The following is a 24876-nucleotide window of genomic DNA, read 5'->3' as shown; positions in this document are numbered from 1 at the left end:
TCACCAGACCTGCCACGCGATGTAATAGAGGTTGAGCGTCAGGCCCCAGATCCGCGAGTGTCGAAACTGGAAATCGTCGGAGATTTGAAAACCATCCCGATAGAGGATCGGCACCCAGCTCGACCGCTGATAAGCGATGCTCGAATTCGCGTCGCGGCAAACCATCGCTTTTGAGTACGTGGCAACGCCAGCGGGCGGGATGTTATAGGCGACGATGTCGATCGCCGGCGGATGCGGATAGGTCGTCGAGTAAAACACCTTGCCGCCGCCGAACACATTGCTCGGAAACAGCCCGATCTCGAGCGGCCGCCCCTGGTTCAAACGCGAATCCAGCGACAAGTATTTGTAGTCGACGGCCGGCGGATTCTCTGCGTCATAGCCCGGCTTTGAGACCGTGACGCGATCCGCGGCGATATAGATGCGCTTGGTCACGAGTCTGAGATCGTGATGGTGCCGGCCGTCAGATTGATGACCATCAGGCCCGACGTACTCTGAATGGTGCCTGCCGTCAGCGTGCCAACGTTTGCCGTGATCGCGCTCAATGTGCCGACGTTCATCATTCGTGCCGTCAGCACGCCGTCGAGATACATATTCGCCGTGATGCCGATCGAGGCGACGCCGTTGATCGTGCCAACCGTAAAAACAGCCTTTGGTGCATTCCCGTTGTAGCCCGGCAGCTGGATCTGGAACTTGTCGGCGACGACCGTGAAGGCCGAGACGCCAGATCCGCCATTGACCAATTGAATTCCGGAAATGTAGCCGTTCACGTTGAGGGTTAGCGACCACGCCGCGGCGGCATAGCCGTCGATCCTAGCGATCGCCGTACTGTGCTCGTCTATCGAAGCGTTGACGTCACCAAATTGAGCCGAAACCGACGTATCGAGATCGGCGACGGCCTGCTGCGCATCGACGGCGACCATCTGAACGACAGCGATCTGCGCGAACGCGGCTCCGACACGGGATGACATTTCCGAGCGGATCGACTTTTTGTCCAGCCAGTTGCGGGCGTCCTGGTTGGCAGCGGTCGACGAGATCAGCTGCAGGGCCGCATTGATCTCGTCGTTATTTTGATCCGCGACCGCCGTGACCTGATTTTTCAGGGCCGCATTGAAGGACTCGAGTGTGACCATGCCCGGCGACAGCTTGACGGTCGGCGCCTCGAGGTCGACGGTCGAATACGCGCCGCGCATCGTCGCATTGACCGCCTGGACGCGGAGCCTCACCGCGGCCAGGCTGACGACCGTATCGAACTGGTTTTCGGCAGCCTCAAAGACCTGCGTCCAATTCTTGCCCTCGTCATAGGAGACGCCGGCGACGTAGTAGAGCGCGCCGGCGGTCGGAAACCAGCTGGCGAACAGCCGCGGCTCGGCCGTGCCCTGGCTGATGTAGGCATTGAGCCCAAAGACCAGCGGGACCTTGTCGTTTGACGGATACTGCGCGCTCGGCAGCACCGGCGGGTTGCCGAGATCCGTCGCGTGAACCCGCTCGTCATCAACCACCATGTTGAGCGTGAACTGGTCGCCGTTCGGCGAGCCGTCGAGGACAACGCACAGCCGCGATTGGCTTGCACCCGTGCCGAGGTCAAATGACGGATATTCCGCACCATCCTCGCGGGCCAGGACGGCCGTCAGCGTCGTCGCTTGCGCTGCCTCGGTCGCCGCTAGGCTGGCGGCGTCGAGGACGGCATGCCCCGCGTCGACGCCGCGGCTGCAAAGCACAGGGCCAAAGAATTTCCCGTTCGGTTTCCGCAACCGGATATAGAACGGCCCGCTGTCCCAGACCGGCGCCGGATTGAGCGTCAGCGTCGCGCCGGCGGCGCTGACGACGGCGCCGCCGTATCCATAGCTCTCCGGCAGATCGGACTGAACCCTGACCACAGATCCGCGCGTGATCGCCCTGCCCTCATATTCCGAGCCGAGCGCGACGTTTTCCCGCCGATAGATCGATTGCAGATAATAGAATGCGCACTCCCGGAATGCCTGGTCACGGTTGACGATGCCGTCGACGCGCTTGGTCTCGGCATTGACCGACGTAAACGCGTCGCTGTCAGGCGGATATTGCACCTGCGCCGGGCGCCAGGTGCTCTCGTCGACATACTCAACCACGACGGCGTCGGGATCTTCCTCGCCGAGCATGGTGAAACTGACCTGCATCGAATCCCGCACGATCTCGCGATCGGTCATCAGCATGGTTGGCACGTCGCGCCACTCGTCGCGGACGATCGAGACAGTATCGCCGAGCCAGTAATGCTGCGCTCGAGACGGCGCCAGGATCTTGTTAAGCGCATCCGGCACGGCGACGGCCGTCGTAAACCGATAGTCGAATGTGTCGCCGCGCGCGTCGCAGCCGGCCGCATGCGCCACAACGGCGTTAAAGTCGACCTTGGCGATCGACAGCCCAGATCCATACTGACCGCTGGTGACTGCGTCGAGGAAGGCCCAAGCCGGGTTACGGGTTGCCTGCGTGACGAAGGCCGCCCCATTCCAAACCGGCACTTTGCGCGTGCCCAGCACGCCGAATTTATAGGCGCCCTGCGTCGACTGCGACGCCTTCAACCGGATCGCGATCGTCGAGACGTCCGGAAACGAATTGCTGCCTTTCAGGAACGAGCGCAGGCCGGCCCAGAGCACGGAATTACTGCCCGCGGTCCCGGACAGCTCGGCGTCCTCGCGGCGAAAGCGGACAAGATAACGGCCAGGTGCGACGTCGACCTTGACGCTGTCGCGGGCCGGCGCCTGCGATGCATACTGCCGCACGATCGAAAACAGCGGGTTGAACGGTCCGGTTTGCGCGCCGGCGTTGTCGCAGGTCGCATATTCTGCGGTCAGGCCGACGTTAGAATAACCGATAGAGCCATCCTGGCCGTTGACCGTGTAGCAGCCGGCCGCAAAGACGAAATCGACGGCCAGCGATTGCGCCAATGTTCCGGCCGGGTTTGCCGCGAATGGTCCAATCCAGGCGCCAGGCGTTCTCGCCGAGGCCCCGAACGGCAGGCCGTTGGCGTCATATTGTCCGCCTGACGTCCCCGTCCCCGATGGCAGCTGCTGGCCGCTGACCTCGGCGGACTGGTCGACGTTGGTCGGAAACAAGGCGACCGCGCTGCCAGGCTCATAAAAGGCGATCTGCGCATCCGAGAACGCTGCCGCGATCCCGTTGGTCGCGTCCCAGAAAACGGTATCGTCGATATAGACGGCCTCATACTGCATGCTGCCCATCGTCGGCGACAGCAGGACGTTGAGGTATTGATCGTTGGCAATGAACTCGCCCCAGGGCGTCGCGGCGAAATCCGGATAGTCCTTGACGCGCCCATACCAGACCGGCAAAGGCTGGCCGAGCTTGGCGACGTTGCCCTGCGCTGCGACCGAGTAAATCTGGTCCTGCGTTGCGCTCGGCGTATTGGTCGCGCCGGCCTTTGGCGCCACGAGGGCGTTGACGAGCAGCGAGCCGCCGATGCCGATCCCCGCGGTCGTCGCGAGCGCGCCAAACGTACCGGCGCCAAACAGCGCAGGGCCGGCCCAAATGGCGAAGGCCGAGACCGCGACCAACGCGACCAGGCCGATGATCTGTTTGGCCGTATTGCCGCCCTGGCCGCCGCCGAGCGGATAGGACATGAAGCGAACCGCATCGGCCGGCCCGATGCGGCGCGACTGCCAATCCCTGCGCAGCACGGCTTCGCCGTTGATCTCGAGCACGGTCGGCAGGCCTTTCTTGAACTGCCAGCCGAAAGCCCGATCGCGCGTTGCCCAGCCTGTACGCCGCAGGAAGGCCGCGACGGTCTCCCTCGGCCGCGGCTCGGCGCGACCGACCTCGAGCCAGCACCGGCTGACGCGCGGCGTCGCTGCGGCGCTCGCGACGAGCTCGCGGACGCTCCGGCGAGCTCGCCGGCGGCTTGGGCAATCGCTTCACAGATCCGTGCATGTCACCGGCTCGAAGAACATAAGGTTTTTCCAACCGACCTGGCGCAGCGCCAGGACGGTTTCGCAGGCGACGCCGGCCTGGCTATCGCAATGGATCACCCGGCCCTCCTGGCGCAGCCAGACGCCGATATGCGCGGGAAACCGCGCATGGGCCATCAGGACCAGGGCGCCGTCAGCGGCCATCACCAGGCCGCCAGGACCGTCCGGCACCGGGCGCCAGCGCGCGCGCTCCGGATGGCCGGCGAACTCCTCGAGCACCCAACGCCTGCTGAAATCCGCCGGCACCGCGATTTGTGGCAGCTCGCGGCCGAACAGCTCGCGCTGCACATGGCAGGCGAAATCCCAGCAGTTGCGGGACTGCCAGGCCCATAGCTCGCCGATCAGCGGCGACAGGAATGACGAACGATCAATAGACAAGAGCCCGTTTCCTTCCAAACGACTGGGCGGATAACTCGACGTAGGTCAGCTCATTGAGAAAGAGCGGACGTCGGTCAGCTTGACCGCCATGGGCGGCTTTTGGACCATTGCGGAAACGGGGGGCGCCCTAAACCTTCGTATCGTTCCGTTCACCCCTCTAGATGCCGGACGATTACCTACGTTCAGTTGAGCTGTTGATCGTGATCGTCTTAGGCTGCATGCGTTTGGAACGGCGCACAGGCTCATCAAGTGCGACAGTGAAAAAGGATGATCGACGAACAGCTGCGATAAGGCCAAGAGGAGACTACAATGCTCAACTGCTCCGAAAGCATTAAATCTGGCAGTGCCGCACGATGCGCAGTTTGTGATGGCAAGTTCGGTCTCGTCCGGCACTACTCGTGGCGAACACCTCTTTGTTCCAAGAAGTGCGCCGATCGCTTCAGAGCTCGCAGGGAAAGTGACCGCAATTGGGTGGGTTGGCTCCGGATCACCTTCAACCAGCTGCTAGAGCACCGCGCGAGGACTTTGTGATGGTCGAGGTCTCACAGCGAGGCAAGGCATATTTAGAGACAGCATGGACTTTGCTCCGCGCAGCCCAAACCATGACCGACTCAGCGAGTGCGGGTCAGCTCAAGGCCCTTGCCGACGACTACGAGCGGCGAGCTGAGAAGGCTGCTTCGCATGTTGATGCGGCCAAAGCATTCGCCCGATCGGCTGCTAGCGCTGAACGTCGAATGGCGTGCATGACCGGGTGGGCCGCTTCAAACATGTCCCCCGAATTCTGTACCATTGAAGCGCTGAACCTGCGCCCCGGCTCCAAGGAGCTGGAGGCATTCAACGTCGAGCGTGTGCGCGGCTACCTCGAATGCAACCTCGGCTGCAAGAAGAAGGAAGTGATCCGCGCGCTAGGCCTGAATCCGCGCACGGTGGCCAAGGCCATCAAGATCATCCGGGCAAATGCTCATCGCAGCGATGGGGCTCTCCAGCCGTAATCAAGATCATCGCCGTGCTCTGCAAGCTCTCCTCTCCGGCAAATTGCCACGAGCAGACCGTTACCACCTCAGACTTCGCCGACGTCTCGATGCAGTCCTGTCTGATGGGTGCGCCGCAACTCGCTGCGTGGATGAAGGAGCACCCGGCCGAACGCCTTGCGGCATGGCGCTGCGTGATCGGCAAACAGGATGGCAGGGGAGCTTAGGGTGGAAAGCCGCTTCCCCGGTTGCGTTGAACCGCTCCAAAGGGTGCAATTACTGACTGGGACCGTTCGATAGCCACCAAGGCCTGCCGATCGAGTGAGTCCTTGTTTAAGGTGCATGAGTCCGGAAGTGGCCCAAGGCTGACATTCGACGATACCTTGTGCAAGGTCGCTTTGTGAAGCTAAAGCGGACTTCGGCACCTTAAGCCAGTAAGGATGGAAACTGCACATAATCATAATTCTTGGTGATGCGCGGAAACCGCTTGTTCTGCAGGTTTTTCACCATGACCGTTCCGGTCAGCGACGCCCCGACCATCTGCACACTGCGCAGCTCGAATTCGATCGGCCCATAGGCCGGCTCGGTCAGGTCGCTGCCGAGATACTCGCGATAGAGCACCTGGATATATTCCCGCGTCCCCTGCGCCGCGCGGATCTTTGGCACCAGCTCGCGGTTGACGTTGTCGATCTTGATCGTCGTCGACGGCGGCTGGCCTTCCTTTTGCTCCGGATAGCCGGCCTCGAAAGGGCAAGCGATGAATGTCGCGGCCTCGCCGGCGTTGCGCGGCGCACCAGCCTCGAGCCCAAAGGCCATATCATCGCCGACATTGGCGACGACCCGCGCCGGCTGATCGAATGACGACTGCCAGAGCTCGAGCGTGTAGTAGATCCGCGCGCTAGGTGGACATGAGGCATAGGCCTCGAGCAGCGCTTCATTGTGCGTCGGCATGGCTAGACGTCGTAAACCCGGAGCGTCATGCGGACGTCGACCTGGCCCGGATTAGGCCAGCTGGCGACGAGCGTCGTGCCCGGCTTGATAAACTGGCAGACCTTGTTCGCCAGGGACGTTCCGAGCCAAACATCAATGGTGAAACGCGCCGTTCCGAGATTGAGCGTCGTCTTAACCCACTCGACGAAAGCGTCATAATCGGCCGCATAGAAACGCACCGTCTGCGTCACCGTGCCGACATTGTCGCCAGGCCGCGCACGCTGCCGCGTGTTGCCCTGCTCCATATCGGTCGCGATGGGATCTCGCGAGCGCTGCAGATTGAAGCCGTCTTTGAGGATGACGGCGTTTGCGATCGGAAATGCCGGCAAGGCCATCGCTTATTGCCCCGTGAACGGTTTGACGCCGTACTGGTCGCCGAGCACGCGCCGGCCAGTGCCGGTCGACAGCGAGTCGCCGACAGCGCCGTCGACCATCTTGCGCAGTGTTACCGTGATGTCGCCGTTCGGCGCCTGCTCGACGCTCGGCGCGGCATCCGTGTAATTGTTGATAGTGACTTGCGGCGAACGGCCGCCGCCGGCGCCGGCGGCAGCTCCGAGCGCAGCCATCTGGCCAGGCGTAAAGACGCCCTCGCCGCGCTGCGCGATGATCGGGACCTCGTTGCCGGCGATGCCGCCGCTATGGAAACGCTTCGCGTCCTCGAAATACGCCGAATGAATGTAGCGCATCGACGTCGGCTCCGAACCAATGATGCCGCCCGTGTGGTAGAGGCCGCCGAGGCCGCCAGTAAAGCCGGTCGACGATGCGCCGCCGGCGGACGCGCCGCCGATCGAAAACCCGCCGAGGCCGCCGGCCGCCGACTGTAGCGATCGCATCAGCGGCTCGACGATCGTGATCTTGATAATCATCTGCTCGATCGCGCGGATGATCTGGTTCGACATGTCGGCAAAGCCCTGGCCGGCCGACTTGGCGCCCGTCGTGATATCGGCCAGGCCGTTGACCAGGTCGCTCTCGATCGCCCCCGAGATCCCCTTAAAGGCACTGTTGGTCCGGATCGCAGCGGCATAGGTGCTATCCAGCGCCGCCGGAACGTCGTTTCCATAGATCCCCTTGAGCTGCGTCGCGATCGCGACGTCGTCGGAGGACAGGAACGCCGTCTTACTGCTGAAATCGATCTGCGAGCTCACCTTGGCGCGCGCCAGGGCGTCGGCAGCCTCCGCGGCGCGATCGCGCAGATCTGCGAACCGCGCCGCCTGGTCGGCGGTTTCCTTACCGCCGTTGGCCTGCACTGCCGAGGTCTCGGCGGCCGTCGCGCGGAAGGCCGCGAGCGCGGCATCGCCGAGGCCGACTGCCCTGGTATCGGCCTCCTGCGTCTCGGTATGACGACGCAGCGTATTGATCGCGCGATCGACCGGATCATCCGCCGTGTCCTTCGATGCGACGTTAGACCGCGAACCGAACTGCAGGCCGTTCAGGCCTGCCTGCATCGACTTGAGCGATGCAGCCTGGTTCTGCCAGGCCCAATCGCTCTGCGCGTTGCTTGTGTCGGAGATCGAGGAGCCGGTCCCGGCGTACCACTTGATCTCATCAGGCGAGAGCGTCCTGATGTTGGCTAACGGCTGGTTGGCGGAAACGATGCCGAGCAGCTTAACCCAGCCGTCCCACAGCGAGCCGGCATTCGAGAGCTCGTCGACCGCCTGTTTTGCCTCCGGCGTGATATCGATCCTAAGCCCGACCGTTTGATCTGCGTTAGGACCGCCGACACTGTTGGACAAAGCGCTGAGCTGCTCGCTTGCGGCCTTCTCGATCGAGTCACGGTCGAGCGACTTAAAGAACTTGGCGGCCCGTTCGATCAGGTCATCCATGACCGGCAGCAGGCCTGCGGCAGCCTCTTTCATGTAGAGCGACCACTGGATCGAGCTCTTGCGCCACTCCGCATCGAAATCGGAGGCGCGCTTGACCGTCTCGTCGTCGATGACGGCGCCGGCAGCCTGCGCCTGGTTGCCGATATCCGCCATCGCGCCTGCACCCTGCTGCAGCAGCGGCACCCATTCCTTGGTAAAGCCAAGCATCTGCGCGATCGCGATCGCGTCCTGCGGACTGCGCGCACGGCTGACCAGGTCGGCGGCGATCTGCAGCAGCTGGTTCTGGCTAATCAGCTGCCCGTTAGCATTGCGCAGGCTGATGCCGTTGGCATCGAACTCTTTCGACAGCGAATTAGCGTTGCGCTGCGCGTCGTTGAGCAGCTGCGCCGACTTTTCCAGCCCCGCATTGATCTGGCTTTCGGTCAGCCCGGCGATCTGGCCGCCGAACTGGATACCCTGCAGATCCTTGAGCGAAAGCCCGACGCGATCGGCGAGCGAGGACAGGTCGGCCAGCGACTTGTTGAAGCTGACGATATAGTCCAGCGCCTTGTTGACCGTGGCCGCCGCCGCGATAGCGCCGGCGCCGAGCGCGACCAGGCCGACGTTAAAGCCGGTAGCCGCGTCCGTGCCGCGCTGCGCGGCGCCGGCGGCGCTGTCCATCGCCCGCTGGTAATCGGATGCGCCCTGCGTGTTCGCATCGATGACGAGCTCGGTCACGACCTGGTCGGCCATCACTCCTCCGTCTGCAGTTTTGAGTAATCGACCAGATAGAGATCATCGAGCATTTCGAGGATCTCGAGCTCCCACGGAGCCAGGTCGGTTTGTGTCCGACGCAGGAAAGCGTCGATGTCCTGCCATTCGATCGGCGACAGCGCGAAGCCATTGCCGCCCTTGCGCCGGCGCAGCCGGTCATAGATGCGCCAGAGGTAGCTCAGCGCTCGCGGAATCGGCGGGACCGTCAGGATCGCTTCCCGCTCGGCCCTCCGCTTTGGATCTCGCGTTCGCAGGACGAGGCCCTCGAGGACCTGCCGATAGGTCTCGCCGGCGTCGCCGGCTCTCGAGGACAGCAGAAAGCTGCGCTCGGCGAATGCCCTCAAGTCTGACTTGAGGGCCTCGTAAAAGCCCGCTCGCTCGTCAGGTAGTCAGTCACCTGGACAAAGAAGCTGCCGAGCTCCGGCCGCAGGAACAGGTCGACGGCACTCTCGATCGAGAACGGGATCGGATCTGGCGAAACCGTCCTGAAGGTCGGATTTGGCGACCATCCCACGATGCGCCGGCAAACCTTTGTCACGTTCTGCCGGCGCCGATCGGCGACCGTCTCATCCTCGGTTTTCCACTTGCGGCCATTGACCTGCGCGAACTCGATCGCCTTCTCCTTTTCGATCGCGTCGCGGGTCGATTCATTGTTGAGCGCGATCGTCTGCGGATGCGCAGGCCCGGCGAGATCGATCGCCCAACCGAGCGGCGTATCCGTGCCAGGCTTGCGGATCTGCAGCCGGAACGTGTCGACCGGCAAATGCGCGGAGAGATCGAGGATTGCAGTTGATTCAGTCATGTCGGGTGCCTTTTGTCGGAAAGGTTGGCCGCAGGGTCCGACAACCCTGCGGCCGGTTCTCGCGAGAACATTCCATCGGCCTCTGTCGGCGCCGATCACTCAAAACGCTACGCTGCAGCAGTGGTCTGAAACGAGATCATGCTGTTATTGCCGGTCGCCGAGGTATCGATGCCGACCAGCGCGGGCGGGATCGTGATCGTCTGCGTGCGACCGCCGCCCTGCTTGGAGAGTGCCGAGGGATCGACGCCGCCGAGCGTGAAATTCGGCACCGTGATCGACATGAAGTCTCTCGGCTCGCTCATGTTGTCGACGGCCAGGATGTTGAGGGAATACTGCGTTTCGCTGACGAAATCGGTCAACAGCTGCAGATCCTTGCGCAGCATGGTCAGGTTGAGCGACACCCGCAGCGGGCCAGTGAACACGTCCGGCGCATACTTGATGTTGCCAGAGCCGAACGCATCCGGCGCGCTCGGCTGGATATCGAGCGACAGATCGAACGACGTCAGCTCGACCAGGTCGACGCCGCCGAGGCGGATGGTTGCGTCGACGACGGCGAACGGCGTGCCGTTGGTGCCTTGCGGATCAGTGAAATACGGGACGCCGGCATTCAACGGCCGGATCTTGCCGGTCCCGATGCCGCCGGGATCGAACGTGATGATTCCGTTCGGCGCCATCGAGAATTTGCCCGTGCCCCAGACGAAATCGTCGAGGACCGTCGACTTGCCGATGTCGCTCTCGAATTCCTCGATCCCGAAATAGCGGCGGACCAGTGCGGCCGGGTTGACCAGGCGCTTGCCTGGCCGCGCGATCGTGCAATTCGTATCCGGCGCCGCATTGACGACCAGCGTCTCCGGCACCGTGATCTTGGTCGAGGACAGCGCCGAGATCCGCAGATTGCGGCCATTGTTGCCTGCGTCCGGTAGATTGGTCGCGCGGATGATATCGCCGACCTTGAAGCCCATATCGATCGGCGAGCCGCTGGCGAAAACAATGCCGTCCGCGACCGTCGTCAATGACGTGAAATCGGCCTGCGTCTTGCTGAGCGCCGTCGCATCCCACGTGCCGCGCATGATCGCCTCGAGGATCGCGTCATGCGAGCCGAGCCACATTTCGGCGTTGTAGCTCGACGAGGTTTTCTGCGTGCCGTGCCGGCCGCGGATCGACATGCCGTCGTTACGGATCGTCTGCGATTCCGTCGCAGCTTTCGACAGCTTGGCACCTGCACCGCCGGAGATCGGCAGCACAGTAGCGCCGGCGCCGCCCGCGGCGATCTGGCCGAGGCCAGCCTGCGCCTTATAGGCGATGCGGCCGGCAGAATTGCTTTGATAGACCATGCGATCAGTCTCCTGTTTGGATCAGCCGATGAAAAAGAACTGGAAAGGAATCACGACAACCAGGCCGAACCAGTTGCCGTCGTCGGAGGCGCCGTCGCCGCCCTGGACGGTCGGCCCCTCGCCGTTCTCGCCCCAGCAGCGCACGCAAGCGCCAGGCTCGGCGTTGTAGAACGTCGCGTCTTTGAACAGGTCGCCGGCCTGGCCGGCGAGCGCGAGATGCGCGGCGAACCCGTAGCCCTTCGGCACGAACACATGCACGAAGATGTTGCCAGTAACGAGCCAGGTTTGATTGCCAGGCGTGCCGACGCCGCGCTTGCGCCGCAAGGTCTCGACGACCTCGAAATAGCACCAGGGCGCGCCCTGCGGCGGCCAGGGCGTCTGCGGCGGATCTTCATTCTGGAACGAGCTCGGCGCCGCCATGAACCCGTCTACATAGCGCGCGCGCATCGCTGCGACGGCGCCGGCATAATCAGCCATGGGAATAACCTCTAGCGTGCCCGGATCTCGAGGGCCGGCTGCCGGACGAGCCAGTCCTGGCGCGCCTTGTCCGACATGCGGCGCCGGCCGGCCTTGATCTGCTGCGAGAACGCGGCATAGGCCGCGACGTCGCCGAACCGGACCGGCATGAACGTAAATTTCACTGCGGCGCGATTGCCGAACCGCGCCGCGACCAGCAGCGCGGTTTCCTGATAGACCTTCGGCTCGACCTTCATTTTCATCCGGCCGATCTCGATCTTGCGCGCGTAAGGGACCGGGTTGGAGATATTGATCTGGTCGCCGCGCCGAAAAGCCGAAACGTCGCTGACGACATGACCACTTAGGAAAACCGTGTGACTATCCCGGTAGAGACCGGGATGCGGATCGTCGACAGATCCGACCGGCGATCGCTGTCGCAGCGTCTCGATCGCGAAATCGACGATGTCCTGCATCGCCAGGTAGCGGAAAACGATGCGCATCAACCATCGACCGAAACGAGCTCATCATGCGGACCTGTGACGATCTCCTCGACCTCTGTCGGCAAAACGCCGTCGCGGTCGCGATCGGTCATCTCCTGGTCGATACGCTGCAGCATCTTGGCCCGCGCCTTTTGCAGCGCGCGCTCTTTCGCCTCCTGGAACGCCTTGCGCGCGTTGAGGCCGGCCAGGTCGCCCGTGATGACGAAACGGAGCTCCTCACTGGTCGAGATCCCATTGCGCGCCGCGTCGAGCCTGCGCTGGTAATCGGCCTCGTCGAATACCTTGCCCATCAGCCGCGGACCTGAATCTCGAAAGCGATGATCTGGCCCTGGACGCACCTGGTCGCGTCGTCGACGCCCTTGATGCTGACCTCGGCGCCGGCGATCACCAGGAAATCTCGATCCGTCAGAGGCAGCATGGTCGACAAGGCAACCTTGCCGTCCGGCACCGCCGCCGAGGGATCATTCAGCAGGATGACATGTCTGTCGCCCTGGCGGATCTCGCCGACGATCTCCGCCGGCTGATAGCCCTTGACCTTCGCCAGGACGGCCGCCTCTTTCGCGACGGCCCGCGCCGGCCCGACGCCGGCGTAACGTCGGACCAGGACGGTCTCGCCGTTCTCCTCGAGCGCGCGGATATGCTGGTCGAGGGACTCGTCCGGCGTCACTGGCCGTCAACCTTGCTGGTAATGACCTGGCCGACCTCGGAGCCGCTCGAGCCGGCCTCGCCATCGTTTGGGCCGCCATTGTCCCCCGCGATCATGGAGCCGAGCAGCTGCTCGAGCTGCGCCGAGTTGTTCTCGAGCTCGCCGGCGTGCCCCTGCAGCGCCTTATGCTGCTCGTCGATCTTGTCGAGGACGCGATCATAGCGCTGGCCCGTGACGCCGATATCCGTCTCGAGCTTCTTTGCCCGCGCCAGGCGCGAGCGCATGCCGGCGAGCTCGATCGGCCGTTTGATGTCGATCATGTCGATTCCCTCCAGGATCTCCGGATGCCGCTCGAGCAGCTCGAGCCGCAATTTCAGATGCGCGATCGCGACCAGCGCCGTGACGCGGTCCATCGCGAGCTCATTTCGCGCGGATGCGCAGCTTGACGACGCGCTCGAGCTGCTGACCTTTTGCAGTCTCGATCCGGTTTGCGACGCTGTAGACGCGGCCGAGCTCACCGCCGGTCAGCGTCACCAGCGCGACGGTCGCCGTGTTGCTCGAGGCGCTGGCGACGATGCCCTGCGGCAGCACATAGCTCGAGGCCTTGATGCCGTCCGCCGGCGTCACGGTCTCGCCGGCCGCCAGGCGCGCGCGCTCGGCCGGCGAGAGCAGAACGTCGGACCAATCGAAACCCCGCTCGACGACTTCCTCCGGCGCCTTGGCCGGCCAGAACAGCAGCGTCCGCACGTTGCGCGGCGCCTTGAGGATGCGATCGGCCATCACCAGACCTCCGACAGCATGAGGAGCGAGACCGCGTCAGGGATCAGCGTTTTGACGTCTGGCGACAATTGCCAGGCCTTGTCGCTGACGCCGATGACGAGATCGCGCACCAGCGCGGGATTTGTCTCGCCGATGCTGTAGAGATGCCGGATCTGCAACAGGATGCAGGTTTTGACGATCGCCGGCAGGTCGTCGAGATCCTCGTAACCGGCATCGAATTCGATGACGATCGGCTCCGGCGCATGCGAGAACGCGAGCGGCCAGGACACGCCGAATTTCGGGAAGATGCGGACGCTGTCGCCTGCGGTTTGCACGACATAGCTCGCCGGATCGAGCGTCTGCTGCGTCTCGGTCGCCCAATCGACAAACTTGATCGAATGGATCGCATCATAGACGACCGGCGCGATCGGGATCTCGATCACAGGCCGCCAGCACGGCAGCACCCATTGGAACGTCCGCGGCACAAAAGCGCGCTGGACCAGGGCCTCACAGTGCCCCGTTGCCGCGCCGATCAGGCCGGAGATCAAAGCGTCGTTTTTCGTGCTCGAGACGCGCAGCTGCGCCTTGGCCTCGTCGAGTGTGACGGGATAGCCCGCCGGACGCTGAGAGATGCGGAGCATGTCGGGAAGCCCTGCCGGAAAAGGAAAAGAGGCGCCTCGGCCTGGTGCGGCCGAGGCGCCAGCTGGATCAGCCGACGAACTCGGCGACTGACGCCGCATCGTTGTCGGTTGCGAACCCGTACCGCGGATCGAAACCGAGCACGGAGCAGCCGACCAGGCTCGCGGCGACGGCAGGCGTCACCTGCACCTGGAAAAAGCCAAAGCCGTTATTGATGTCCAGATCTTCCTGCTTGAGGTTAATCAGGACCTGTTTGTTATCGTCCGCGCCGGCTTTCGTGCGCTGTGTGATCGCCTTGCCGGCGATGTCCTTTGCGCCGGCGCCGGCGGCCGAGGTCGCCTGCTGGATCTTGGCGTCGACTGTCGCTGCAGCGCCGAGCGCGCCGAGCGAGATCACGGCCATGTAGTTGTGGAACTTGCCGGCATCGATCCAGCCCGTGGTCAGCGCGGCAGCGGACGATTGCGGGTTGATCGAGTCGACGACGCTGACGCGCTGCGACGGTTTGAGATTGGTGTGCATTTGCACTCCTCATGGTTGGGAAACGAAACGCGGCTGTTACTCGCGCCGGCCAGCCGGCGCGCCGTCATTGTCCGACGAGCTCGCCGAGCTCGATCAGCGCGCCTCGAGCGCGACGAAATGCGACTTGGTGTTAGCGCCCTTGGCCGGCGCGACCGGCGCCGACAGGTAAGGCTGACCGCCCATCCGGAAGATCCAGCGGAAGGCCGCCAGGTTGTAGTCAAAGAACAGATGGATCGAGGCGGCGAAATCGATGCCGCCGCCGGCCTTGGTCGCGAGCGCATAGCCCGAGAGGTCGACGCAGGTCAGATCGCCTAGGTCGCCGAGCGTGGCACTGTGCTCGTTGAAGATCAGCGGACGGCCGAGGAAAACGCCGCCATCCGGCGCGCCGGCAAGCGGCTGATTCAGCGGCAGCCAGGCCGGCACGTTGCCGATCGTCAGCTGACCGATCTGCGGCAGGATGTCGGAATTGCCGAGCCACATCGGCCGGCCGCCCATCCGCAGCAGCCGCGAATACATCTTAAGGACGTTCGCGACGTTGATCGTGTCGGCCGCCTGGCCCGCTTCCTTCGAGACGGTCACCAGCGCGGCGGCGTTCATGAAACCGAGCGGCTTGCCCTTGCCGTCGCCGGTCATGACCGCCTCAAACGCTTTCCAGCGGATCGCGTTTGCGGCCTGGTTAAAGATGCGGTTCTGCAACCGCGGCGCATCGTCGAGGACCTCCTGCGACGCCAGCACGAAGGCATAGAGCTCATGCAGCTGGATGATCTCGCCGGTCATCGCGGCCTTTGTCGCGATCAGCTGAGTGCCCTCGGAGCGCCAGGCCGCCTGGACGCCGGACGCGCCCCAGGGCGTGGTCTCGTCCTTTGCGATCGCGATCGAGTTACCCTGCGTCGGCTCCGGATTGCAGAAACCGAGCAGGTTCTGGTCGTCGAAAACGAGCGCCCAGATCTGCTCGCGATACTCGGTCGGCACCAGGAAGCCCTCGCCGCTGCCGCCCTGGTTCTGCTGGAAATTGCTCGGCGCCGCGCCGAGACGCGGATCGAGGCCGCCGCCGGTCATGGCATTGCGAACCGAAACGGCGAATTCCGCGACGCTGCGGAAGCCGCCGGTCCGCTCCGGATTGATGTCGTTGACGACGGTCGCCAGCGCCGGACCGCCGAGCGCGGTCGAGGAGCCGAACAGTGCCGTCCGGCGCAGCTTCTTTTCCTCGGCCGAGATCTGCTTGTCGAGCTCGGCGACCTCGGCCTCGAGCGCGTCGACCTTGGTCTCGAGTTCGCCGACCTGCGCGGTCTCGCCCTCGGTCGGATTGGCCTTGCCCTGCAGCGCGTTGAGCTGCTCGAGCGCGGTTTTGCCTTCCTTTGCCTTGTTGGCGCGGGCCTGGCGCAGCTGCTTGATGTCCACTCGCATGGATCTGTGACTCCTGGTTGGTTGTCTGGTTTGCCTGGACGGAGAAAGAGCCCGCGTTCCCGCTGTCCAGGCGACGGCGCGGGTCGAGCAACTCAGGAACTAAAAGCTGAATAGCTTCAACGGATTGGAACCTGCCCGCGCGGTGCCGCGTTGAGTCGCTTTGGGTTGGAGTGCATTGCAATGACCAACCACCGAACGGCGCTGATCCTCTTTGCGGTGGCTCTCGCGATGGCGGTTATCGCAGCGACGATTACGACGCTGAAAAACGTCAACACGCGTGTGGCTATCAATGAGACGCCGCCCGGCGCGATGGGGCTAGCTACGCCGCATCCACCGCTTGATCGGGCGCCCGGCGTGCCAATAGAGATGGCGCGCTAGGCGCATGGTCTGTCCTAACCGCCAAACGTTCGCCTTGGTTTTGGTTAGAAACAAAATTCCCACCATCGATTTTACGGCTCATGGAGAAAGCCACCGAGGTTCATCTTGTCCGCGTGACGACCGATAACGGTGAGGTCCAGATCTGGCTCGCCGCGACTTCACGCGAGGAAGCGCTAAACTCGGTGCTGGATGCCATCCCCGAAGGCTGGACGGTCGGGCTCATTCAACGACAACTTGCTACCGAACACGCCGCAGCTCTGGACATGGAACCCGGAGAAGTGCGCCGACATCTGGTGTCGTAGTTCCCCGCAGTGGGAGCCGTGAGGTCCGCTTCAGGTCCGATACCGGACTTTCGATAGCCAGTGCGGCACGTCCGAAAAGGGCCAATAGGCGACGCTTCCAACTGAAAAGGGCCGCCAACGGAGGCGGTCTAGGCGCTCTTCGACTTCAGTCCGATTGAGCATATTGCCTGGAGGGCTCAGGATGTCGGCATGCGTGGGGCGATCATCATAACCGTAGGCGTATTGGCGTTGGCGTTGGCTCTGTCGCGCGGGCATCAGACGGACAGGCACATCCAACCCACACAGCCGCTGCCCCCCGTCAACGCACCTGACAAATAAGTTCCACTCACTGAGCCGGACTGTTCCTTCACTCCTTCCCTGAAGAACCCGGAACCAAGGACGACCCCACTTCTAGAACAGGCGGCCAATCGCGTTGCGGACCTTCATGGCGAAGCGCTAGGTCCGATTCCTCTAAAAACATCGCAGGCGGCGTTTGCCGAACGCGTAAAGCGCCATATTGTTCTTTTGGCGAGACGCCGCGTCGCATGGCGTAGTCAGGGCTGTACCCGTCGGGCGCCGCCGTTTACGTCGTGCAGTACAGGCTGGCACGCTGATGATCGAACTTATTTGTTTGGGCGCGATAGCAGGGCTGTTAATCTATTGGCTCAGACGATACGCAAAAGTTCAAAATGGCGTTGTCGGCTGGCACAGTCGCAGCGCGTTCATGCGAGAACTCAACAAGCGATTGCTCTCAAATTTCAATCGCGAGGGGAAAGACACTCGCTCCCTTCGGACCCACTTCCTCTAGCCGACAGTCGCTCTGAGTTTGTCACCTTGAAGTCGCTCTTGGAAATCAAATGGATCGCGCTGCTTCTCGTTGCCATTGGCGGCCTTTGGCTTGCCCTCGTTTCGTTTCAATACGCCGGCAAGCATTCGTCCGATTTGGTCGTATGTGAGGGCGAGCGGGAAGCTGCCTGTCCGGCTCACACAAACTTTCTAGGGTGCGATAGCAACATAGACGCCTTTGCACAGACCGTGTGCCGAAAATATGCTGTGATGCCAGCGGCCGAAGACACCAGAGCGGGCGGCCAGTGCGGTTACAAAATCACTCGCGTGATCTGCGAGCGTTAGACACGATAATGATCTCACCACTGCGAGAGGCCACCTATGGGCGCCTACCGGTGTCCGCTGAGGGTCAATTGCAGACGTTTCGGGCCCGCCAAGCCATGTCTGCTCTACGCCTATAAGCGGACAATGCCGGACTTACGACACGCCCTAGTCAAACGCCAGCGCCGATCGCCGGCGCGAGCTCGGCCGCTGCGACCGCTGCTGCAGCATGCCGCTGATGACCTGGTCGAGCGTCGCGATCCGGTCGGCCATACCCCGCGCGACAGCCTCGCGCGCACCGACCATGCGGCCCTGGCCGAACTCCTCGCGGACTTTGGTCTGCGTCACGCGCCGGCCGCTCGCAACCGCCTTGATGAAATCGGCGCCGGCCTCGTTTGCGCGACCCTGCAGATAGGTCAGAGCGTCGGCCGATAGCGGCGCAAACGGATGCGCCTCGTTTTTCAGCGGCGACTGCTCCGAGCGGACGATCGTCATCTTGAGGCCGACTTGGTCGAGCCACCCGGAAATATCCTGATGCATAATCATCGCGCCGATCGAGCCGGCATCGGCAGACGGCGCCATGACGAGCTCAGTGCCCTGCGAACCTAGCCAATAGGCCGCCGAGCCCATCAGCGTATTCGCGACGGCAACAATCGGCTTCTTAGCTGCGGCCGACGCGATCGCATTCGCGGCCTCGACCGTGCCGGCGACCGTTCCGCCTGGACTGTCGACGTCGAGAACGACGCCGGCGACGTCCTGGTCATCGGCCGCCCGCGTCACCTGCACGGCGATGCCGTAAAGGCTCGAGCCGAACCAGCTACCGCGCGGCGTCAGGCCGCCGGCGACAGAGATCAGCGCGATCTTGCCGGCCGAGCTCGAGGCCTGCGCCGCCGCAGCAGCAGCTTGCGCCTGGCGCTGCTCGGCGCGCGCCAGGCAATCGGCGAGCGCCGAGACCTCGAGCGCGACCAGGGCGTCGATTGACGTGATCTGCGTCACGGCTTGGCGCAGATCCGGCGCCACGGTTTCAACCTTAATCATCGTTGCCGTCCTCGTTTGGAGAGCTCGAGCCGCCATTGCCGCCGGCCTTGTCGTCGACGCCTTGCGCGCCGCCGGCGGAGTCCTTTGTCAGCGGGTTTTTGTACTCGTCGCCGCCGGCATCGGTCCGCGGCGACATGTTCTCAAACCGCAGGATGTCGTTTGCGGACAACCATTCGCCCTGGCGGCCGATCAGATAGGCGCGGTAACGATTGAGCAGGTCGCCGCGCAGCAGGCCGAAAAAGTTGAACTCGAAAAACAGATCGCCGCGCTCATTGTCGAGCAGCAAATCCCGCTCGACGCCCTGCTCGAGCTCGATCGCAAGCGGCGCCATACAGCCGACGACAAAATCGAGCGACTGCTGCTCGACGTTGTTATTTGTCGCGCGTTTCAGGCGCGAGGCGCGATGCGGCGGGTAACTCCATAGGCCGAAAACTGCAGTGTCGGCGGCGTCCTCGGTCTCGAGCAGCTGCGCCTCGGAATTGGTCACCTTGATCGGATTATATTTGACGCCATGCGTCAGCAACCGATCCTTGTGCCTATTCAGCCCGGTCCCTGCAGCGCGCCAGTTTTCGAGGAATGTGTTTCGTTCTTCCTTGTCCTTGAACACGCCGGGATGCTCGAGCGTGCCGCCGGACTGGCCGTTATTCTTGAACCAGATGTCCCCGTAGTCATGCACGGCGATCGCGCGCGCAAAGACGTTCCGCGCACTATGGAAAATCGGCTCGCCGAGCAGGCCATCCTCGCGCAGCGGATTCGAGCGGATATGCCAGAGCTCGTCGTCGCGATAGGTCGTCTGTTTGAGCTGCGCGCCCTGGACGAGGGTCGTCGGCGGATTGAACGTGTAATACAGGTGACCGTCGATCCCGCGCTCGACCATCGCCAGGCGCCGCGGATGCAGCCATTCGAGGCCGCCGACCGCGTAATAGTTCGAGGCGCGGGGATCTCCCGGCGGCACGATCGCACAATAGGCATTACGATAATAAGAAACGTTCCAGGCGAGCTCGCCGACCAGCTCGGCCGGCGTCTGGCGACCGTTCGGACTGGCCGCAAATAGCCTGGTGACAGGATGATCCGGCAGCGCCTCGCGCGCGCCGTTCGCGCCGCGCCGGTAGACCGACGCCGGCAGCGATTTCATGGCCGAGGAAAGGCCGTGACGCACCGCCTGGACGGCACCGAGCTGGCTGACGTTGCTGTCCGTGACGTCGACGCCGGCGAGCGACATACGACCGCCGAAATCAGCCCAATATTGCGGATCGCTCATGTCGCGCGGCGCGCCAGGATCAAACGCGTTGGCGACGGCGCGGAACGCCGAGCCCAGCCCGCTCCTCAAAATTCCCATCAGACCACCGTCAGGATGTCAGCGCCGGTCACGAGCAGCCCGGCCGTTGGATTCCAGCTCATGAGGATCGCGGCCTCGAGCAACGCGATAAACGGATCGATCTTGGCCGAGCCGGCGACTTGCTTGGTCACCATGTCGGCGTTACCGCGCCGCTCGGTTTTGGCGTTGCCGACAACCCAAGACATAAGGCCCTGCCCGGCATGCCAGAACGTTGCGTCGGCGAGCTTGAAATCGAGGCCATAGACCGCCGGCGCGAGCGCCGAGCCCTGCAGCAGGCGCCGCAGCATGTCGTCGGTCACGCCGACAGCGAGCAAAGCCTCGATAATCGCTGCAGCCTGGTTCGGATCGATGCCGACGCCGTTTTTCTGCGGTAGCAGACCGCTCGCGACGATGCGGGCGACCAGAACGCCGAGATCCGCGATCGCGTCGGCCATGTCGACGATCGTCATCGACCCTTCCTCGACGAAATCCTGCAGCTGGTTGGCGATGTCTTTCCGCCGCTCGAGGACGATCGGGTCTGCCCAGGCGTAGGACCAGGACAGCCAATGCCGCGTACCGCGCTCGCGGCCTATCACCGCAAGGCCGAGCAGGTCGTCACGGCCGCCGGAGTCGATTCCGATCGTGACGACCTCGCAGCGCGCCAGGATCGCATCAAGGTCGAGTCCCTTGATGACCTGCGCATCCCAGAGATCCGCGCCGCCCCAGCCCTCGTTATTGATGCCCTGGCCGATCTCGATATTGAGATGCTGCGACGCCCAGATCCGGATCGCTTCCTCGCCCTTGTCGCGCTCGCCTTCCCAATCTGCGACGAGCTCCGCCAGGGCCGGACCGGAGCGGCCGAGGTTCGGCATCACCATCGGCCAGTTGACCGGGTTCATCCAGCGCGGCTCGACGCCGTTTTTCCGCTCCTCGCGCGTCAACGTCGCGATGTCCTGCGGAAATTCGTAGAGCAGCGGCAGCATCGGCCGAATGACCTTGCCGCGATACTTCCCGTCACGAACGTTGCGCGCAAATTTCAGCTCCGACTTGAAAATTCCGGCCGGAATGTCGTCGCTCTGCGTCGTCGTCATGACGAGCAGGCCCTCCGGCGTCTTGTCGAGGCCGCCGCGGATCTGGCGCAGCACTTTGGCGCCCTTTGCGTTGAATCCGAGCAAATGGATCTCGTCGAGCAGCACGAAAAACAGGCCCATCGCGCCGGTTAGGATGTTGACGTCGAAAGTTTTGACCTGCGCCTCGGCCTTGGTGACCAGGTCCTCGATCATCATCTCATGATCGTGAGTGCGAAAACGCCGTTTGAGATCCGGCGACTCCTCGATCATGCCGACCGCCTGGTCATAGGCGCGCGTCGAGATCGCCTGCGTCGGACCGACAAACAGCGCTTTACCGCGCGGCCGATAGTTCATCAGCATCGCGACGATCAGCAGCGCCGCCGAGTTGGTCGTCTTTGACGATCCTTTCGGCACCAGCGCGAGGATGTCGCGGATATATCGGACCTGGTTGGCCGCGTCCCAGCTGCCGAATGCCGCGCGCACCAGCTCGCGGAACCACGGACCGGACGCAGTCCGCATTTTTGGCTTGCCAGGCACGTCAGGCAGCTGGATCTCGTCATAGAACGCCTGCGCCATGTCCGCCTCGCCGGCGAACAGCGGCATATCCGGCATCAGCGAGCGGCCGTCGCGGATGCGCTCCTGCCAATCAACGCGGGACAGATCCCACGTCGCAGCGGCCGGCGCCGCGGCCTCGATCGAGGGCAGCATTAGTGCGAGATCCCTGCCTGCTGACGGCGCATCATGAGCTCGCCGAGCGGCGTGCCGGCGTCTGGCTGATGCGCGGCGGCGAGCGCGGCGGCTTTCTTGCCGACCTTTTCAGCCGGCGCCTTTTCAGCCGGCGCGGCCTTGGCTGGCTTCTGCGTCTGGCCGTACAGCATGAGATCGTTGCGCTCGAGATACTTCTGGAATTCTCGGATCGCCGAGACGTTGCCGGCGTTGACGCCGTCCATCAGTTTGACGCCGACCTGCGCGACCAGGCGATCGCGCGCGACGTCCCGGAATTTGAGCTCTGAAAAATAATGCTTGCGCAGCGTCGGTTGCGTAATGAACAGCGCCGCCGCGATCCGTTGATTGCTCCAACCGAGCGCGACTAACAGGCTGACGCGATTCCGGTTTTGCTGGTTCGCGACATGCTCCGGCCGACCACGTCCGCCCCAATTGGCCGGCACGGGATCACCGAACAGGTCGAAAACTTCGGCCATGATGAAAAAAAACCGTCAATGTGAGATGGGCCGGTCCGCGGAGAGGCACCCTCGGAGGAAATGCCCACCCCCTACCCCTCTCAATCCCAGACGCCGCGCGTGTGCAGGCTCGCCTGCTCCTCGGCCTGCTTGGCGCTGTCGTGGCATGCCTTGCAAAGTGTCTGCAGGTTGCCGTCATCCCAGAACAGGTGCTCATCACCACGATGCGGGATGACATGGTCGCAGACCAAGAGCGACGTATTCGGCTCGACCCTGCCGCAGCCCTTGCGCTGGCACGTGTAGAGATCGCGCAGGAAGATGCGCAGGCGGAGCGCTCGCCAGCGCGCGAGCTTGTACCAGGCTTTCCAGGGCGGCTGCGTCATCCACAAAAGGAAAGGCCGACCACCTTGCGATGATCGGCCTCAAGTCTAGGGAGGAAACGCCCAAGGAGGGCAGCGATAGCGCGAGGCGCTACCGCGCAACCTATGCTAATGAAAACGCCGACCGCACCAGCTGCGATCGGCGTTGGATCTGGCGAAGATTGAGGCGCGCTCCGCGCGTCCGCCTGGAATCAGGCTCTGCACTTTTAGCCGAGCTGCCGCGCATGCACCGCACCGCGAATTAGTCGATCAGCTCGATCTGCGCCTCGGTCAAACCACTTACCTTGACGCCGTGCTTTCCGTCGCTGACTAAGACGCTGAGTCGGCCTTTTGAGTCAACTCGCTCGATCAGCGCTCGAAAGCCGGAGAACAGGCCATCGGCGACGCGGATCTCGCGCCCTACTCTCATTTCCGTTTCGTCTTTGACCTCGGCGACCGTGATGAAGCCATACCGCAGGAACAGCTGCGCAAGTGCCCATCGGCGCCGTGACGGCAGCATGTTCTCGATTTTGACGATGTCGCGCAGCAGCTGCATCTCGGTCGCGTTGAGCCACGATCGCAGCTCTCCGAACTCGAGCAGATTGTCGACGTCAGGAATGCTGCGGATCTCGGCGAGACGACCTAGCTCGAAATCAGGCAGGAAGATCAGGCCGGGCAGAAACGGCTTTTCGATCCGCCGGCCGAGATGCGGACGCCGGGCCACCTGACCGCTACCGCGCTCGACGAAATGAACGACGGTCGGCGACCAGCCGCTGATGCAGCGCTCGCCGAAAGCCTTGATGACCTTCGCGTCGCGGCCAGGCATGACCTGCAGCACGCGCCAGCTCGCCGGCGTCGCCGGCACCGCCAATCGATCGTTGGTCTCGACATATCCAACGATCTGCCCCTTGCGGTATTGCATGTTCATTCGCTCTCCCCTGCGCCCTGCCACGTTCCATCGCGTCGCGGCGGCCACGGCGCCGGCACGCGAAATCCCTGCTTTGCCTTCCTCAACCGGAAATTTGGATGCGACGCCGAGACGCCGTGAACGCTCGGATCAAACGGCTCGAGAAAGATCCGCTCGGCGTGCGGCTCGGCGCCGATCCAGAACGCCAGGCGATCGCGCCAGGCGGCAAACTGCGGCGTTCCCTGGTCGACGACCTGCCACGCGTCGCGATCAGTGCCCGCAAATTCGGCCATTGCCGCCAGGTCAGCCTGCGGCCCGCGCTGCACCCAGACGCCCTCGCCGAGATCCTTTTCGCTGAAGATGCGCAGCTCGCGCCGCTCGGCGATCTGCGGCGCCACCGCCAAGCCCTTGAGCTCATCCCCTTGCACGAACCGCCGTTGCGGAGGCGCGGGCTTTGCCGGCGCAGCACCAGGCGCAGGGAATTCACGAAAACCTCGCGTCCGCACCCACAGATGAAAATTCATCGGCCGGCGCTGTTTGAGCTCGCGCAGTTTCGCCATGTAGAGCGGCACGGCATGCCCGCACCAGACGCGATCCTCCTGCGTCAGGAGGCGGAACTCCTCGAGCGCCAGGTCGCGCCGCATGACCTCATGGCCGACATAGCCCTCGAATGCCGCTGCAAACTCAACAGGCTCGCTTTGCTCGATCGTCTCGCGATCATCCGGAAATCCCCCGGAGGGGGACTTAGGGGGATCTTCAGGTTCAGGTTCAAAAGAGTCTAGGTCCTGGCTGCACTGCGAGGGCTGGCCGAGGGCTGGCCGAGGGCTAACGTCGTCGGCGCCGGAATTTAGCCCTTGCTGCCAGCTAGGGCTAATCGACCTTGAATTTACTTGATTTTCGTCGACGTTGCGCCCGGCGGCCCGCGCCTCGATCGCGTCGATATCCGCGTCGACAAGCAGCCGGATCAGATCCGTGGTGCGCTTGCCACGACCATCACCATTGCGGCGGCCGTTCTCATCGAGCCATTGCGGCGTCCGACCGATCGCGCCGATCTCCTCGAGCCAGGCGAGCCGCCGTCGAACCGTGTCCTGCGATAGATCGCAATCCCCCGCCAGCGACGGAATGCCGACCCAGCAGATGCCATCGCCGTCGACATACTCGCCCAGCGCGCGCAGCACGCTCTTTGCGTAAGGATTGCCCAGCTCGAGATTGCGCGCCCATGCAGTGGCCTCGTCCGAGGCAATGCGTCGCGCCCGCCTTTTCGCGGTCATCTTAACTTCCTAACCAAGAGAATTCGGGAAAAC

29 protein-coding genes are annotated in these 24876 nt (G+C 63.4%); 4 read left to right on the top strand and 25 right to left on the bottom strand.

The window, feature by feature from the left end:
• From HAP48_RS37490 to HAP48_RS37480, 3 genes are all read right to left on the bottom strand, one after another.
• Positions 1-432, bottom strand: coding sequence for a hypothetical protein (locus tag HAP48_RS37490; RefSeq protein WP_176399245.1), 432 nt, complete (start codon positions 430-432; stop codon positions 1-3).
• A complete protein-coding gene (locus HAP48_RS37485) occupies positions 429-3692 on the bottom strand; it encodes a host specificity factor TipJ family phage tail protein (RefSeq protein WP_166204848.1) in 3264 nt (1087 codons plus the stop codon). Before HAP48_RS37485 ends, HAP48_RS37490 begins: the two co-directional genes overlap by 4 nt.
• Positions 3693-3902: 210 nt before the next feature.
• A complete protein-coding gene (locus HAP48_RS37480) occupies positions 3903-4334 on the bottom strand; it encodes a hypothetical protein (RefSeq protein ID WP_166204846.1) in 432 nt (143 codons plus the stop codon).
• Positions 4335-4936: 602 nt separating this feature from the next.
• Here HAP48_RS37480 and HAP48_RS37475 point away from each other — a divergent pair.
• Positions 4937-5326: a hypothetical protein gene (locus HAP48_RS37475; RefSeq protein ID WP_175612231.1), complete on the top strand. Its 390-nt coding sequence runs from the start codon at positions 4937-4939 to the stop codon at positions 5324-5326.
• Positions 5327-5331: 5 nt separating this feature from the next.
• Positions 5332-5532: a hypothetical protein gene (locus HAP48_RS37470; RefSeq protein ID WP_338029004.1), complete on the top strand. Its 201-nt coding sequence runs from the start codon at positions 5332-5334 to the stop codon at positions 5530-5532.
• Positions 5533-5731: 199 nt separating this feature from the next.
• Here the strand turns inward: HAP48_RS37470 and HAP48_RS37465 are convergent, their stop codons facing one another.
• The 15 genes from HAP48_RS37465 to HAP48_RS37395 all read right to left on the bottom strand — a co-directional run bounded on the left by HAP48_RS37465 (position 5732) and on the right by HAP48_RS37395 (position 15933).
• Complete coding sequence (locus HAP48_RS37465) at positions 5732-6256, bottom strand: DUF1833 family protein (protein WP_166204844.1); 525 nt, start codon at positions 6254-6256, stop codon at positions 5732-5734.
• Between the two features lie 2 nt (positions 6257-6258).
• Positions 6259-6630 carry a hypothetical protein gene (locus tag HAP48_RS37460; RefSeq protein ID WP_166204842.1) on the bottom strand — a complete coding sequence of 124 codons (372 nt, stop codon included), beginning with the start codon at positions 6628-6630 and terminating at the stop codon, positions 6259-6261.
• A 3-nt stretch (positions 6631-6633) separates the two neighbouring features.
• Positions 6634-8850, bottom strand: a complete 2217-nt coding sequence (locus tag HAP48_RS37455; protein WP_166204840.1) for a hypothetical protein — start codon at positions 8848-8850, stop codon at positions 6634-6636.
• Complete coding sequence (locus tag HAP48_RS37450) at positions 8850-9215, bottom strand: phage tail assembly chaperone (protein ID WP_224496761.1); 366 nt, start codon at positions 9213-9215, stop codon at positions 8850-8852. Before HAP48_RS37450 ends, HAP48_RS37455 begins: the two co-directional genes overlap by 1 nt.
• Positions 9212-9673 (bottom strand): hypothetical protein, encoded by a 462-nt coding sequence (locus HAP48_RS37445; RefSeq protein ID WP_166204838.1) that lies wholly within the window; start codon positions 9671-9673, stop codon positions 9212-9214. The genes HAP48_RS37450 and HAP48_RS37445 overlap by 4 nt, the downstream gene beginning before the upstream one ends.
• Before the next feature lie 107 nt (positions 9674-9780).
• Positions 9781-11007 (bottom strand): phage tail tube protein, encoded by a 1227-nt coding sequence (locus tag HAP48_RS37440; RefSeq protein ID WP_166204836.1) that lies wholly within the window; start codon positions 11005-11007, stop codon positions 9781-9783.
• Positions 11008-11028: 21 nt separating this feature from the next.
• Positions 11029-11484, bottom strand: a complete 456-nt coding sequence (locus HAP48_RS37435) for a hypothetical protein (protein ID WP_166204834.1) — start codon at positions 11482-11484, stop codon at positions 11029-11031.
• 11 nt (positions 11485-11495) lie between these two features.
• Positions 11496-11963 (bottom strand): hypothetical protein, encoded by a 468-nt coding sequence (locus HAP48_RS37430; protein WP_166204832.1) that lies wholly within the window; start codon positions 11961-11963, stop codon positions 11496-11498.
• Complete coding sequence (locus HAP48_RS37425; RefSeq protein ID WP_029084762.1) at positions 11963-12253, bottom strand: hypothetical protein; 291 nt, start codon at positions 12251-12253, stop codon at positions 11963-11965. Before HAP48_RS37425 ends, HAP48_RS37430 begins: the two co-directional genes overlap by 1 nt.
• Complete coding sequence (locus tag HAP48_RS37420) at positions 12253-12630, bottom strand: hypothetical protein (RefSeq protein WP_166204830.1); 378 nt, start codon at positions 12628-12630, stop codon at positions 12253-12255. Before HAP48_RS37420 ends, HAP48_RS37425 begins: the two co-directional genes overlap by 1 nt.
• Positions 12627-13022 carry a hypothetical protein gene (locus HAP48_RS37415; protein ID WP_166204829.1) on the bottom strand — a complete coding sequence of 132 codons (396 nt, stop codon included), beginning with the start codon at positions 13020-13022 and terminating at the stop codon, positions 12627-12629. Before HAP48_RS37415 ends, HAP48_RS37420 begins: the two co-directional genes overlap by 4 nt.
• A 7-nt stretch (positions 13023-13029) precedes the next feature.
• Complete coding sequence (locus HAP48_RS37410) at positions 13030-13389, bottom strand: phage fiber-tail adaptor protein (RefSeq protein WP_166204827.1); 360 nt, start codon at positions 13387-13389, stop codon at positions 13030-13032.
• Complete coding sequence (locus tag HAP48_RS37405; RefSeq protein ID WP_166204825.1) at positions 13389-14009, bottom strand: head-tail connector protein; 621 nt, start codon at positions 14007-14009, stop codon at positions 13389-13391. The genes HAP48_RS37410 and HAP48_RS37405 overlap by 1 nt, the downstream gene beginning before the upstream one ends.
• 67 nt (positions 14010-14076) lie before the next feature.
• On the bottom strand, positions 14077-14526 hold the full coding sequence (locus HAP48_RS37400) for a hypothetical protein (RefSeq protein WP_166204823.1): 450 nt from the start codon (positions 14524-14526) through the stop codon (positions 14077-14079).
• A gap of 93 nt (positions 14527-14619) precedes the next feature.
• Entirely contained in the window at positions 14620-15933 is a 1314-nt protein-coding gene (locus HAP48_RS37395; RefSeq protein WP_166204822.1) for a phage major capsid protein, read from the bottom strand.
• A 180-nt stretch (positions 15934-16113) separates the two neighbouring features.
• On the opposite strand from HAP48_RS37395, the gene HAP48_RS37390 reads away from it, so the two are divergent.
• The gene (locus HAP48_RS37390) at positions 16114-16311 is read left to right on the top strand and encodes a hypothetical protein (protein ID WP_166204821.1); all 198 of its coding nucleotides are present in this window, start codon (positions 16114-16116) and stop codon (positions 16309-16311) included.
• Positions 16312-16391: 80 nt separating this feature from the next.
• Positions 16392-16613, top strand: coding sequence for a hypothetical protein (locus HAP48_RS37385; protein WP_166204820.1), 222 nt, complete (start codon positions 16392-16394; stop codon positions 16611-16613).
• 1254 nt (positions 16614-17867) lie between these two features.
• Here the strand turns inward: HAP48_RS37385 and HAP48_RS37380 are convergent.
• The 7 genes from HAP48_RS37380 to HAP48_RS37350 form a co-directional block, all read right to left on the bottom strand.
• A complete protein-coding gene (locus tag HAP48_RS37380; RefSeq protein WP_166204819.1) occupies positions 17868-18737 on the bottom strand; it encodes a S49 family peptidase in 870 nt (289 codons plus the stop codon).
• Entirely contained in the window at positions 18730-20076 is a 1347-nt protein-coding gene (locus HAP48_RS37375) for a phage portal protein (protein ID WP_166204817.1), read from the bottom strand. The genes HAP48_RS37380 and HAP48_RS37375 overlap by 8 nt, the downstream gene beginning before the upstream one ends.
• Entirely contained in the window at positions 20076-21833 is a 1758-nt protein-coding gene (locus HAP48_RS37370; protein WP_166204815.1) for a terminase TerL endonuclease subunit, read from the bottom strand. Before HAP48_RS37370 ends, HAP48_RS37375 begins: the two co-directional genes overlap by 1 nt.
• Positions 21833-22327: a hypothetical protein gene (locus HAP48_RS37365; protein ID WP_166204813.1), complete on the bottom strand. Its 495-nt coding sequence runs from the start codon at positions 22325-22327 to the stop codon at positions 21833-21835. The genes HAP48_RS37370 and HAP48_RS37365 overlap by 1 nt, the downstream gene beginning before the upstream one ends.
• An 80-nt stretch (positions 22328-22407) precedes the next feature.
• On the bottom strand, positions 22408-22689 hold the full coding sequence (locus tag HAP48_RS37360; protein ID WP_166204811.1) for an HNH endonuclease: 282 nt from the start codon (positions 22687-22689) through the stop codon (positions 22408-22410).
• Positions 22690-22927: 238 nt separating this feature from the next.
• Complete coding sequence (gene nusG / locus HAP48_RS37355; protein ID WP_166204810.1) at positions 22928-23593, bottom strand: transcription termination/antitermination protein NusG; 666 nt, start codon at positions 23591-23593, stop codon at positions 22928-22930.
• Positions 23590-24843 carry a helix-turn-helix domain-containing protein gene (locus HAP48_RS37350; RefSeq protein ID WP_166204808.1) on the bottom strand — a complete coding sequence of 418 codons (1254 nt, stop codon included), beginning with the start codon at positions 24841-24843 and terminating at the stop codon, positions 23590-23592. Before HAP48_RS37350 ends, nusG begins: the two co-directional genes overlap by 4 nt.
• Positions 24844-24876: the final 33 nt, after the last annotated feature.

Source organism: Bradyrhizobium septentrionale, assembly GCF_011516645.4.
Classification (GTDB): domain Bacteria; phylum Pseudomonadota; class Alphaproteobacteria; order Rhizobiales; family Xanthobacteraceae; genus Bradyrhizobium; species Bradyrhizobium septentrionale.
The sequence above is the reverse complement of the archived record's forward strand: the minus strand, read 5'-3'. Positions and strand labels throughout refer to the sequence as shown.

Excerpts from the sequence above, each read along its gene's own strand:
- HAP48_RS37390 (WP_166204821.1), top strand. The coding sequence starts at position 16,114 with ATGACCAACCACCGAACGGCGCTGATCCTCTTTGCGGTGGCTCTCGCG.
- HAP48_RS37415 (WP_166204829.1), bottom strand. The coding sequence starts at position 13,022 with ATGGACCGCGTCACGGCGCTGGTCGCGATCGCGCATCTGAAATTGCGG.
- HAP48_RS37445 (WP_166204838.1), bottom strand. The coding sequence starts at position 9,673 with ATGACTGAATCAACTGCAATCCTCGATCTCTCCGCGCATTTGCCGGTC.
- HAP48_RS37475 (WP_175612231.1), top strand. The coding sequence starts at position 4,937 with ATGACCGACTCAGCGAGTGCGGGTCAGCTCAAGGCCCTTGCCGACGAC.
- HAP48_RS37410 (WP_166204827.1), bottom strand. The coding sequence starts at position 13,389 with ATGGCCGATCGCATCCTCAAGGCGCCGCGCAACGTGCGGACGCTGCTG.
- HAP48_RS37405 (WP_166204825.1), bottom strand. The coding sequence starts at position 14,009 with ATGCTCCGCATCTCTCAGCGTCCGGCGGGCTATCCCGTCACACTCGAC.
- HAP48_RS37370 (WP_166204815.1), bottom strand. The coding sequence starts at position 21,833 with ATGCTGCCCTCGATCGAGGCCGCGGCGCCGGCCGCTGCGACGTGGGAT.
- HAP48_RS37435 (WP_166204834.1), bottom strand. The coding sequence starts at position 11,484 with ATGGCTGATTATGCCGGCGCCGTCGCAGCGATGCGCGCGCGCTATGTA.
- HAP48_RS37375 (WP_166204817.1), bottom strand. The coding sequence starts at position 20,076 with ATGGGAATTTTGAGGAGCGGGCTGGGCTCGGCGTTCCGCGCCGTCGCC.
- HAP48_RS37380 (WP_166204819.1), bottom strand. The coding sequence starts at position 18,737 with ATGATTAAGGTTGAAACCGTGGCGCCGGATCTGCGCCAAGCCGTGACG.
- HAP48_RS37430 (WP_166204832.1), bottom strand. The coding sequence starts at position 11,963 with ATGCGCATCGTTTTCCGCTACCTGGCGATGCAGGACATCGTCGATTTC.
- HAP48_RS37395 (WP_166204822.1), bottom strand. The coding sequence starts at position 15,933 with ATGCGAGTGGACATCAAGCAGCTGCGCCAGGCCCGCGCCAACAAGGCA.
- HAP48_RS37440 (WP_166204836.1), bottom strand. The coding sequence starts at position 11,007 with ATGGTCTATCAAAGCAATTCTGCCGGCCGCATCGCCTATAAGGCGCAG.
- HAP48_RS37400 (WP_166204823.1), bottom strand. The coding sequence starts at position 14,526 with ATGCACACCAATCTCAAACCGTCGCAGCGCGTCAGCGTCGTCGACTCG.
- HAP48_RS37465 (WP_166204844.1), bottom strand. The coding sequence starts at position 6,256 with ATGCCGACGCACAATGAAGCGCTGCTCGAGGCCTATGCCTCATGTCCA.
- HAP48_RS37385 (WP_166204820.1), top strand. The coding sequence starts at position 16,392 with ATGGAGAAAGCCACCGAGGTTCATCTTGTCCGCGTGACGACCGATAAC.
- HAP48_RS37460 (WP_166204842.1), bottom strand. The coding sequence starts at position 6,630 with ATGGCCTTGCCGGCATTTCCGATCGCAAACGCCGTCATCCTCAAAGAC.
- nusG (WP_166204810.1), bottom strand. The coding sequence starts at position 23,593 with ATGAACATGCAATACCGCAAGGGGCAGATCGTTGGATATGTCGAGACC.
- HAP48_RS37365 (WP_166204813.1), bottom strand. The coding sequence starts at position 22,327 with ATGGCCGAAGTTTTCGACCTGTTCGGTGATCCCGTGCCGGCCAATTGG.
- HAP48_RS37455 (WP_166204840.1), bottom strand. The coding sequence starts at position 8,850 with ATGGCCGACCAGGTCGTGACCGAGCTCGTCATCGATGCGAACACGCAG.
- HAP48_RS37425 (WP_029084762.1), bottom strand. The coding sequence starts at position 12,253 with ATGGGCAAGGTATTCGACGAGGCCGATTACCAGCGCAGGCTCGACGCG.
- HAP48_RS37350 (WP_166204808.1), bottom strand. The coding sequence starts at position 24,843 with ATGACCGCGAAAAGGCGGGCGCGACGCATTGCCTCGGACGAGGCCACT.
- HAP48_RS37360 (WP_166204811.1), bottom strand. The coding sequence starts at position 22,689 with ATGACGCAGCCGCCCTGGAAAGCCTGGTACAAGCTCGCGCGCTGGCGA.